Source organism: Flavobacterium sp. (assembly GCF_049318185.1).
Classification (GTDB): Bacteria; Bacteroidota; Bacteroidia; order Flavobacteriales; family Flavobacteriaceae; genus Flavobacterium.
The window spans coordinates 1-6960 of sequence record NZ_JBMOGV010000113.1 but is presented as its reverse complement, the minus strand read 5'-3'; the positions used below and the strand labels follow the sequence as shown (position 1 = coordinate 6960).

General features: G+C 35.3%; 7 protein-coding genes and 1 pseudogene. 3 read left to right on the top strand and 5 right to left on the bottom strand.

Translation table 11 applies throughout. From position 1 onward, the window contains the following. The 4 genes from ACOYLT_RS09555 to ACOYLT_RS09540 all read right to left on the bottom strand — a co-directional run. On the bottom strand, nucleotides 1-944 hold a 944-nt coding region (locus ACOYLT_RS09555; RefSeq protein ID WP_422853628.1), incomplete at its 3' end, for a mannose-1-phosphate guanylyltransferase. A 54-nt stretch (nucleotides 945-998) separates the two neighbouring features. After that, nucleotides 999-1601 (bottom strand): SprT-like domain-containing protein, encoded by a 603-nt coding sequence (locus ACOYLT_RS09550; protein ID WP_422853627.1) that lies wholly within the window; start codon nucleotides 1599-1601, stop codon nucleotides 999-1001. 64 nt (nucleotides 1602-1665) lie between these two features. Then, entirely contained in the window at nucleotides 1666-2343 is a 678-nt protein-coding gene (locus ACOYLT_RS09545) for an SDR family NAD(P)-dependent oxidoreductase (RefSeq protein WP_422853626.1), read from the bottom strand. A gap of 86 nt (nucleotides 2344-2429) precedes the next feature. Then, the gene (locus ACOYLT_RS09540; RefSeq protein WP_422853625.1) at nucleotides 2430-3566 is read right to left on the bottom strand and encodes an acyl-CoA dehydrogenase family protein; all 1137 of its coding nucleotides are present in this window, start codon (nucleotides 3564-3566) and stop codon (nucleotides 2430-2432) included. A 95-nt stretch (nucleotides 3567-3661) separates the two neighbouring features. Between ACOYLT_RS09540 and ACOYLT_RS09535 the strand changes: the two genes are divergently transcribed. Beyond that, nucleotides 3662-4723: an anhydro-N-acetylmuramic acid kinase gene (locus tag ACOYLT_RS09535; RefSeq protein ID WP_422853624.1), complete on the top strand. Its 1062-nt coding sequence runs from the start codon at nucleotides 3662-3664 to the stop codon at nucleotides 4721-4723. An 11-nt stretch (nucleotides 4724-4734) separates the two neighbouring features. On the opposite strand, the gene ACOYLT_RS09530 is transcribed toward ACOYLT_RS09535, so the two are convergent. Then, nucleotides 4735-5025, bottom strand: a complete 291-nt coding sequence (locus tag ACOYLT_RS09530; RefSeq protein ID WP_422853623.1) for a hypothetical protein — start codon at nucleotides 5023-5025, stop codon at nucleotides 4735-4737. A 117-nt stretch (nucleotides 5026-5142) separates the two neighbouring features. Here ACOYLT_RS09530 and ACOYLT_RS09525 point away from each other — a divergent pair, with 117 nt between their 5' ends. Both ACOYLT_RS09525 and ACOYLT_RS09520 read left to right on the top strand, forming a co-directional pair. Beyond that, on the top strand, nucleotides 5143-6369 hold the full coding sequence (locus ACOYLT_RS09525; protein ID WP_422853622.1) for a Glu/Leu/Phe/Val dehydrogenase dimerization domain-containing protein: 1227 nt from the start codon (nucleotides 5143-5145) through the stop codon (nucleotides 6367-6369). A gap of 79 nt (nucleotides 6370-6448) precedes the next feature. Next, a pseudogene (locus tag ACOYLT_RS09520) lies at nucleotides 6449-6960 on the top strand (energy transducer TonB); the annotation flags it as partial.

Below are 6960 nucleotides of genomic sequence, written 5' to 3'. Positions count from 1 at the left end.
ATGATTTTATTAGCATCGGAACGAACAATATTATTGGAAGCATTTTCTAGTACTACTTTCGCATTAATAACACCATTATTATTTTCGTCTTTATCTAATTTTTCATGAAGTTGTCCCCACGTTCCTAAATCATTCCAATCAAAAGTGGCTGGAAGCACATAAACATTTTGTGCTTTTTCCATCACGGCATAATCTATGGATATATTTTCTGCGTTAGCATAATTTTCCTCAATGAATTGTTTTTCGATTGAAGTGTTATAACTATCAACACCTTTTTGAAACAATACATTCATTTGTGGTTGGAATTTTTCGAAAGCTTCGGTTATTGCTTTTGCACTCCAAATAAATATTCCTCCATTCCATAGAAAATTACCTGCTTCTAAAAATGATTTTGCAGTTTGATAATCTGGTTTTTCACGAAACTGATTTACTTTTTTAATTGGATTTAAATCAGATTTATCAAATTCTATATAACCGAAACCTATATTGGGAAACGTCGGCTGAATCCCTAATGTCATTAAGGCATTTTCTTTTTGACAAAAGTCAAAACATTGTTGCAAATTATTGGAAAACGACATTTCATCTTCAATCCAGTGATCGCTTGGCGCTACGACCATAAGTGCATTTGAATTTTGTTTTTGAATTTTTAATGAAGCATATAATATACATGGTGCTGTATTTCGCATGGCTGGTTCTAAAAGGACTTGCTCTTGTTTTACCATTGGCAATTGTTCTAAAACCAAATCGTTATAGCGTTCATTAGTTAAAATAAAAATATTTTCGGCTGGAATTAACTTTGACAAACGACTGAATGTTTTTTGAATCAAAGTACTTCCCGAACCCAGCATGTCGTGAAACTGTTTTGGCAACTCTGTTGTACTCACTGGCCAAAAACGGGAGCCCACTCCGCCTGCCATTAGTATGGCGTAATAATTTTTATTCATTTTTTATAAGTTACTAAAGCGCTAAGTTACTAAGTTGCAGCATTTTTTTTACTATTAACCAGGAATTATTTCCACCTCAGCATTGGCATTAAACAAATACAATCTTCCTGTTTTAACTTCCAAGCATTCATATCGTTTTACACGCAATCCTTTTTTTTGAAAAACTCTTCCATTTTTTATTCGGAATAAACTTCCGCTTGGCACTTCGTGAATGAAATGTACATCAGGTTTTCGCTCGTCAAATTGTTTTAAAGCAAATGCTAATCGAGCATCTGTATCGCTACTTGCTGTTGGGTTTCTAAAATGATTGGCTACTAATGGCAAAACGGAATGTGGAAAAATCTCTGGACGAATAAAAGGAACCATCAATCGCTGAAACGACTGTTTCCATTCGTTACCATGTGGTTTTATCATTCGTCCAAATTTTTCATAAGCTACTAAATGTGCTATTTCATGCACTAAAGTTATTAGGAAACGGTATTTATTCAGATTGGCATTGACAGTTATTTCATGCTTTCCTCCGATAGCTCTGCGATAATCGCCATGACGCGTTTGCCGTTCGTTTACTATTTTGAGATGAACATTATTGCTTTTGATTAATTCAAAGCAAGAATGAACGGAATGTTCAGGAAGATATTTAGCTAAAACTTCGCTCATATTCGGTTGTCGGTTGTCGGCTGTTGGCTGTTGGGATTTTCATCAACTGTCAACCATCAACTTTTTAAGGAGTGCTTGATGAAACTTGAATTACTTTTCCGTTGTGGTATTTGTTTCCTGAGACGGCAAAATTATAAATGTAATCTGCCATTTCTTTAGCTGAAATTGGTGCTTCATAGCCCGGAAAAGCTTCGTGAAGCATTTCGGTATTTACAGCACCTAGCGCTAAAACATTGAAAGCAATGCCTTGATCTTTGTATTCTTCGGCTAACAATTCAGATAGTGTAATTACTGCTCCTTTACTAGAACTGTAGGCTGCCAATCCTGCAAATTTCATACTACCTTGAACACCACCCATAGAGCTTATTGTTACCACATGACTTCCTTTTTTCAAATAGGGCAAACAAACGCGAGTTAGATTAGCAATAGCATAAACATTGACTTTGTAGATATTTTCAAAATCTTCTTGTGTAGTTTGAGCGAACGGTTTGAGCAACAAACTTCCGGCGTTGTGAATGATGATGTCAACTTTTTTCCAAGTTTGTAAAAGGAAGTTTTGAACTTGAACCAAATCATCTTCCTTAGATAAATCAACAGAAAGTGTTGTGATATTTTGATTGCCAAGAAACTCAGGTGCTATTTTACGCGAGATGGCTAACACTTGATGTCCTGCTTTGGCAAATTGTAATACTAACTCATAGCCAATTCCTCGAGAGGTTCCTGTTATGATGATGTTTTTCATATCATTATTTTCAAATGCTAAAATAATAAAAAATACCCTATCAAAAATGAATTTCTGAAAGGGTGTGTTTGACTTCAAAATTTATATTATACCAATCCTCTTGAGATTACAATTCTTTGAATTTCTGAAGTTCCTTCATAAATCTGCGTGATTTTAGAATCTCTCATCATGCGTTCTACGTGGTATTCGGCTACATAACCGTTTCCACCGTGAATTTGAACTGCTTCGTTTGCCACTTCTAAAGCAATTTCAGAAGCGTATAATTTTGCCATTGCTCCAGAGTGGGCAATATCTTTGCCTTCATCTTTTTCGCAAGCTGCTTTCATAATTAACAATTTGGCAGCAGTAATTTTTACATACATATCGGCCAATTTGAAAGCAATGGCTTGGTGTTTGAAAATTTCTTTGCCGAATGCTTTTCTTTCTTGTGAATATTTCAACGCTAATTCATAAGCTCCTGTAGCTATCCCTAAAGCCTGAGATGCAATTCCGATTCTTCCGCCGTTTAATACATTCATGGCGAAGTTAAACCCAAAACCGTCAGCACCAATTCTATTTTCTTTTGGCACTTTCACATCAGTAAACATCAAAGAATGGGTATCGCTACCGCGAATTCCCATTTTCTTTTCTTTTGGTCCTATTTCGAAACCTGGCCATCCTTTCTCTACGATGAAAGCATTTATTCCTTTGTGTCCTTTTTCAACATCGGTTTGTGCCATTACTAAATAGGTAGATGCTGAATTACCATTAGTAATCCAGTTTTTGGTTCCGTTTAATAGGTAATAATCACCCATATCTTTGGCGGTTGTTTTTTGTGAACTGGCATCACTTCCTGCTTCTGGCTCTGATAAACAAAAGGCACCTATTACTTCTCCTTTTGCTAATGGAACTAAATATTTCATTTTTTGCTCTTCGTTGGCATATTTTTCAATTCCAGCACATACTAAGGAATTGTTTACCGACATAATAACTGCAGCAGATGCATCAATTTTAGCAATTTCAATTAATGCAACACAATACGAAATAGCGTCTAATCCTGAACCTCCATATCTTGGATCTACCATCATTCCCATGAAACCTAGTTCGGCCATCATCTTGACTTGTTCGGTTGGAAATTTTGAATGTTCGTCTCTTTCAATTACGCCTGGTAATAACTCGGCAACTGCAAAATCTCGAGCTGCTTGTTGAATCATTAAATGTTCTTCGGTTAAATTAAAATCCATTATATATTGTGATTATAGTTGATGTTTGGTTACTTTTGGAGTACAAAAATAGGATATAAAACTTAAAATTTCAAACGTTTTCGTAAATTTAGACAATGTTTAAAGAAACCTACAATGTTATCGGTGTAATGTCAGGTACTTCGCTAGATGGCGTTGATTTAGCACATATTCATTTTAGTATTTCTGACGGCAAATGGGACTATACAATTTTGGACTGTGAAACCATTGGATATGATCCGTTTTGGTTGAACAATTTGAAAAAAGCTATAGATTTTTCTTCAGAAAAACTACTTAAACTTAATGAAGATTATTCTGTTCTTTTGGGGAATTTTATCAAATCCTTCATCGATAAACATCATGTAAAAAATCTTGATGCCGTTTGTAGTCATGGTCATACTATTTTGCACCAACCACAAAATGGGTTCACGTTACAAATAGGCAATCTTCCCGAAATAGCAAAAATTACAAACGAAACTGTCGTTTGCGATTTCAGGGTGCAAGATGTACAATTGGGCGGACAAGGTGCGCCTTTGGTACCTATTGGTGACCGCATTCTTTTTACCGATTATGATTATTGTTTGAACCTAGGTGGATTTTCTAATGTTTCGTTTGAAGAAAATGGCAAACGAATTGCTTTTGATATTTCGCCCGTGAATACGGTTTTGAATTATTATGCTAACCAATTAGGGTTAGATTATGATGATAAAGGAAAAATTTCAAAATCGGGGAAAATCAATTCTGATTTATTAAACGCATTGAATGCTTTGGATTATTATCAAAAGTCGTTTCCGAAATCGCTTGGTTTTGAATTTGTAAAGACTGTGGTTTTGCCTTTGATGGAAAATTACGCTATCGCTATTGAAGATAAAATGACTACTTTCACCGAGCATGTTGGGTTGCAAACAGGTTTGGCTTTCCCTAACTCACAAGGAAAGATGCTAATAACTGGTGGTGGCGCTTATAATGATTTTTTGATAGCACGAATGCAACATTATCTTCCAAATTTGGACTTGATTATTCCAGATGTAAAAACGCTGGAATATAAAGAGGCACTAATCTTTGCGCTGCTTGGTGTGTTGAAACTGCGGGGTGAAATTAATGTGTTGCATAGTGTTACTGGCGCGAGAAATGACCACTCCTCTGGAGTTGTATATTAATTTTATCTAACTTAAGAATTATAAAACAGCAATAAGACGGTAACAAAATAAATTAAAATGCAGTATGGGTAAGCAGTCTTAAAACTCCAATGTTCTTTGTGCCAAAAAATAATGGAAAACAATGGAACAAGGATTAGCATAAGCATCATGGGTAGCCATGCTATTTCATAAATCACACCAACTAAAACATAACTGTAAATATCAAAACTTAAAGCATACACCCAAAACAAGGCAACAAGCAAAGTGGTGATAGCCATACTTAATCCTCTTATTGTATTATAACTCCTTACTTTAATTGTCATTGTAATTGATTTTAGATTATAAATTTATTGTAATTATTTGATATGCCAAAAACAATATTGAATTAGTAATTCCCGATTGGTAATTATTATCTTTGCCCTACAAACGAAAAACCAACAATGAAAGAGTTATTAAAAAAATTCGAGAATAAAGAACCCGAAATTATCTTCAACTGGAAAGATGCAGAAACTGGAGCAGAAGGTTGGACTGTAATCAATAGCCTTCGTGGCGGAGCTGCTGGTGGCGGAACAAGAATGAGAAAAGGATTGGATATGAATGAAGTACTTTCACTTGCTAAGACTATGGAAGTGAAGTTTTCGGTTTCTGGCCCAGCGATTGGTGGAGCAAAATCGGGTATCAACTTTGACCCAAATGACCCTAGAAAGAAAAGTGTTTTGCAACGTTGGTACAAAGCGGTTTCGCCTTTATTAAAAAGTTATTATGGCACAGGAGGCGATTTGAATGTAGATGAAATTCACGAAGTAATTCCTTTTACCGAAGAGTGCGGTGTATGGCATCCACAAGAAGGTGTTTTCAATGGACATTTTAAACCTACAGAAGCGGACAAAATCAATAGAATAGGTCAATTGCGGCATGGCGTTATCAAAGTAATTGAAAACCCAAAATTCTCTCCAGATGTATTGCGCAAATATACCATTGCCGATATGATTACAGGTTATGGTGTGGCAGAAGCAGTTCGTCATTTTTATAAAATATATGGTGGCGATGTGCAAGGTAAGAAAGCCATCGTACAAGGTTTTGGAAATGTAGGTTCGGCCGCTGCTTTTTATTTGGCAGAAATGGGTGCAAAAATAGTGGGTATTATCGATCGAGATGGTGGCATTATCAATGAAGAAGGATTTACTTTTGAGGAAATCAAGAAATTATTCTTAAATAAAGAGGGCAACAAACTGGTAGCTCACAATATGATTCCGTTTGCTGAAATCAATGATAAAATTTGGACATTGGGTGCTGATATTTTTGCTCCATGTGCAGCATCTAGATTAGTAACTAAAAACCAAATTGACAACTTAATTGCTAATGGATTAGAAGTGATTTCCTGTGGTGCAAATGTGCCGTTTGCTGACAAGGAAATATTCTTTGGTAGTATTATGGAAGAAACGGATAACCAAGTGAGTTTAATTCCTGATTTTATTTCCAATTGTGGTATGGCAAGAGTATTTGCTTATTTCATGGAGAAAAAAGTGCAAATGACGGATGAGGCTATTTTTTATGATATTTCAGAAACCATCAAGAAAGCATTAGAAAATGTACATAATTTGAATGCTGATAAAAAAAATATTAGCGCAACGGCTTTTGAAATTGCTTTGAAACAATTGGTTTAACAAAAAAATAGTAGCGCAGTTTACACAATATTTATCATTTTTAAACGTTATTAGTATATAAACGAAGCTTTGAATAACTATGAGTTTTAAAATTTCAACAGATGAAAAGAAATCCCTAGGGTTAGCCATTTTGGTTTACGGATTGCTATTGTTTATTCTCTTCTTATTTCGTTTTTGGCCACCGGCTAACATGAAACTCATGGGCGGCGGTGGCGGTGGTGGCATCGAAATGAACTTTGGTAATAGCGACTTTGGCATGGGTGAAAATTACAAAAGCGAAGTACTAAACGTAAAAGATTATGCCAAAGTTACGCCAGTAAAAACAACACCTGATGAAGATGTGATTTCGGATGATAATGCAGATAACAATGACGTAGTTATCCCAAAAAAAGAAAACGTAAAAAAAACTCCTGTTGATGTCAAAAAAGATGTAAAACCCGTAGCGCCAAAACCTACAGTTTCTAAAAGTGCTAACGATGCTTTATCTAGTATTTTAGGAAACAAAAATGGTGATGGAAATGATACTAAAGTTGGAAATAAAGGAAATTCAAACGGAAACCTAAATACAAAAGGGTATTATGGTAACGGAAG